At 70.5% G+C, this 3,713-nt stretch carries 4 protein-coding genes; 1 reads left to right on the top strand and 3 read right to left on the bottom strand.

Going from position 1 to position 3,713, the window contains the following annotated elements; translation table 11 throughout:
• Both ACFV0Q_RS39610 and ACFV0Q_RS39605 read right to left on the bottom strand, forming a co-directional pair.
• Positions 1 to 521, bottom strand: a 521-nt coding sequence (locus tag ACFV0Q_RS39610; protein WP_385012712.1) for a hypothetical protein, incomplete at its 3' end; no start/stop codon positions are given.
• 192 nt (positions 522 to 713) lie between these two features.
• A complete protein-coding gene (locus tag ACFV0Q_RS39605; RefSeq protein ID WP_385012710.1) occupies positions 714 to 1,523 on the bottom strand; it encodes a glutaminyl-peptide cyclotransferase in 810 nt (269 codons plus the stop codon).
• A 247-nt stretch (positions 1,524 to 1,770) separates the two neighbouring features.
• Here ACFV0Q_RS39605 and ACFV0Q_RS39600 point away from each other — a divergent pair, with 247 nt between their 5' ends.
• Positions 1,771 to 2,856, top strand: coding sequence for a saccharopine dehydrogenase (locus ACFV0Q_RS39600; RefSeq protein ID WP_385012709.1), 1,086 nt, complete (start codon positions 1,771 to 1,773; stop codon positions 2,854 to 2,856).
• Between the two features lie 6 nt (positions 2,857 to 2,862).
• On the opposite strand, the gene ACFV0Q_RS39595 is transcribed toward ACFV0Q_RS39600, so the two are convergent.
• Positions 2,863 to 3,713, bottom strand: an 851-nt coding sequence (locus tag ACFV0Q_RS39595) for an asparagine synthase-related protein (protein WP_385012708.1), incomplete at its 5' end; no start/stop codon positions are given.

Here is a 3,713-nt window from a genome sequence, read left to right as displayed (position 1 = left end):
ATCCTTCCGCAGATGCCGGTGTAGGAAACGGTGGTCGCCGGATCCACCGGGAGGAGCGCCGCGAACTCCGCGCAGCCGCCCTGGGTCGCCGTACCGACGTTGGCGGTCGGCTGCATGGCCTCCTGCTGGGCCTTGACGTCCGTTCGGTTCTGGTCGAAGTCGGCCTTCGCCACCGGCGCCCCCTGCGTCACCCTCTGCATGCATTCCTGGTTGCCCGGCGGGCACTCCTCGGCCTTCTGCCGGGATGCCGCCACGTCTTGCTCGGCTTTCCGCTTTTCCGCCTTGGCGTCGTCGTAGTCACCCTTGGCCTGCTGGTTGTTCTGGTCCGAAGCCCCGCACGGCTTCGGTTCCCCGCCCGGACAGGGCGATTCCTCGGGCGGTACGGGCTGCACCACGCGGGCCACCGCCGCGCCCTGCACCGGCAGCGCCGACGCCGGCGTCGGCGCCCACACCACCGCTGCCACCGTCGTCGTGCACAGGGCACGCCACACAACCCCCCGTAGGGGACGAATGAGATCCATGAACCTTCCTCACAGCGAAGAAGCGAACAGAAGTCCGCCTTTGCCGAATGTGTGCGCAAAGTACACATGCGGTTACTCAACGCAACCGACACCACGCCGCTCCTCCCCCAACGCCCCCGCGACACGCTCCCGCCGGCCCGCACGCACCGGACAAGCGGTTGATCACATCGGCAGATAAGCGGCGGCCGCCGCTCAGGCGGGCACGAAGGTCACCCGGAACATCCGTGGCCAGTTCTTCCCGGTGACCAAGTACTCATCGGTGCCCGGGACATGGGCGATGCCGTTGAGGACGCCGACGCCCTCGGTCCGGTCGGCGGGGCCGAGCAGGCCCGAGGCGTCGACGGTCGCGGTGACCTCGCCGGAGGCCGGGTCGATGCACACGATGCGGTCGGTCGGCCACACGTTGGCGTAGACCGAGCCGTCGGCGGCGCACTCCAGTTCGTTGAGGCGTTCGAGCGGGCGGCCGTTCTCCGTCACCGTCACCGAGCCCCGCTTGCCGAAGTCGTAGGGGTCACGGAAGAGGAGGGTGGACGATCCGTCGCTCATCACCAGCCGGTCCGGCTGCGCGCACAGGCCCCAGCCCTCGCCCTCGTACCGCACCCGTCGCCGCTCGGCGAGCGTGCGCGCGTCCCGTTCGAAGGCGACGCCCTCGCGCCAGGTCAGCTGCCACACCCGGTCCCCCACGACGGTGATGCCCTCGCCGAAGAACTCCGCGCCCAAGGCCACCCGGCGCGAGAGCTCCCCGCCGACGGGGCCCGCGGTCACCGCGGACCGGCCGGTGAGCCCGGTGCCCTCATACAGCAGGCCGTCGTGCAGTTCCAGACCCTGGGTGAAGGCCTCCCGGTCGTGCGGCAGCGCGGCGCGCACCTGCACCCTCAGCGCCCGCGGAACCCGGGCGGAGGGGCCCGGCGCGGCCCCGGACGCCGGCGGGAAGCCCCCGAGGAAGACCGCCAGGACCAGGACGCCGGTCGGCAGCCGCCCGCACCTCGAACGAACAGTCATCAGTGGCCGTCCCCGGGCCGTACGGACAGGGTTCTGCCGGAGATGATCCACCCCCGACCCGTACGGGACCGCGTACGGAATGCCGGATCCCACCCGGATGGCCGCGTCCGCCGCCGCCCGGCACATCGACAGCGGAGCCGGTCCGGATCGCGGCCACCGGCCCGGACGGCGAGGCGCGAGGCGCACATACGGATGAATCGATTTTCTGTCCGGTTAGGCCCGGCGCCCGGAAGCGCAAACTCCCGCCATGTCCGAAATGCCTAGACTGTGGATGCGGCACGAAACCCGGCCGACCGAACAACGCGCCCCGATTACGCCCGACGACGCCCGGACACTGACGGAACACGGCATCGAAGTGACGGTCGAGGAATCCGGACAACGCGTCTTTCCCACCGTCGCCTACGCCGCCGCCGGTTGCCGTGTCGCCCCACGAGCCGACTGGGTCAACTGCCCTGAGGGGTACTACGTCCTCGGCCTCAAGGAACTTCCCAGCGAGCCTTCCGCCTTGAGGAACCGGCACATCTTCTTCGGACACGCCTACAAGGGACAGGTGGGGGCGCGCCGACTGCTGGCGCGCTTCGCCGCCGGCGGTGGCGCGCTGCTCGACATGGAGTACCTGGTCGACGAGGACGGCCGCCGACTCGCCGCATTCGGCTACTGGGCGGGCTACGCCGGCGCCGCACTGGCAGTGCTCCACCGAAGAGGCCTGCTGGCCCCGCCCCTCTCCTCGTTCTCGAAAGACGAACTGGACGCCGGGTTGCGCGCGTCCCGGCGCGGGAACCCCGCCCTCGGCACCACGGCGGTGGTGATCGGCGCTCACGGACGAGCGGGCCGCGGTGCGTGTGACGCACTCGAGACGGCCGGCATCGATCCGACTCGTTGGGACAGCGCCGACACCGAGGAACTGGACCACCACGCTCTGATCGCCCATGACATCCTGGTCAACGCGATCGGCACCGTACGGCCGGTACACCCCTTCCTGACAGAGGCCGGTCTCGACGACCCTGCCCGCCGATTGTCCGTGCTCTGCGATGTCACATGCGACGTGGCTTCCGAGTTCAACGCGGTGCCGGTCTACGACAAGGCCACCGACTGGGAGAGTCCGGTGGTGCGCCTGCGCGATGGCGAGCGCCCTCTGGACGTGATCGCCATCGACAATCTTCCTTCGCTGATTCCCGCCGATGCCAGCCGCGACTTCTCGGCCCAGCTGTGCCCCCTCCTCCTCTCGCTGAGGGACGGCTCCCCGGTGTGGGCGCGCAGCCTGCGGGCCTTCCGTCTGGCTTCGTCCTCGATGGGGAGCCAGGTGGCCGGCTCGACGGAGACGACTCGCTGAGGCGTGTCAGGCGGGCCGCCCCAGGGCCCGTTCCGGACTGATGCCGGCGAACTCGGCATGCCACAGGGCGTAGAACGCGGCCTCCTCGTCCAGTGCCCCTGTGCCGACGGCCCCGTCGGACGCCGTCGGCATGAGCGCCGCCGTCAGGACGTCCTTGGCCCCCGAGCCGTGGCCGAACTGGAGCTTGCCGCGCCGCAGGATCTCCTCCGGCAGCCATCCGGAGAACGCGTCGCGCAGCAGCTTCTTCTCCTCGATGCCGGGCCCGATCATCTTGTGCTCCGGCGGAATCGACAGCGCCAGCTCGATGACGTCCCGGTCGAGGAAGGGCACCCGCGCCTCCATCCCGTAGGCCATCGTGGTGCGGTCGCAGCGTTGCAGGTTCAGGTGGTGCAGCCCTTCCACATCCCGTACCAGCTCCGCTTGCAGCGCGTCCGGGTCGAGGAACGGTGCCACGTGATAGGAGGGATAGCCGGCGAAGAGTTCGTCCGCGCCCTCCCCCGTCAGTACCGTACGGACCCTCTTGGCGGCGTACTCGGCGAGCAGCAGGTTCGGCACCGCGCTGCGCACCAGGTGCAGGTCGAAGTGCTCGATGGCGCGCACCGCGCCCGGCAGCGCCGCCACGGCGTCCTCCGGCGTCATCACCACCTCGTGGTGCTCGGTGCCGAGGTGCTCCGCGACCACCCGTGCGGCCGCGAGGTCGGAGCTGTCCGCCAGCCCGACGGCGAACGTCGGCAGCGGCTGCCGGTTCCGCTCCGCGTACCTCGCGGCCACCGCCGTGACGATCGCCGAATCAAGGCCGCCGGAGAGGAACACCCCGATGCCGACGTCGCTCATCATCCGGGCCTCGACCGCACTGA

Source organism: Streptomyces sp. NPDC059564 (assembly GCF_042735575.1).
GTDB lineage: Bacteria > Actinomycetota > Actinomycetes > Streptomycetales > Streptomycetaceae > Streptomyces.
The sequence above is the reverse complement of the archived record's forward strand: the minus strand, read 5'-3'. Positions and strand labels throughout refer to the sequence as shown.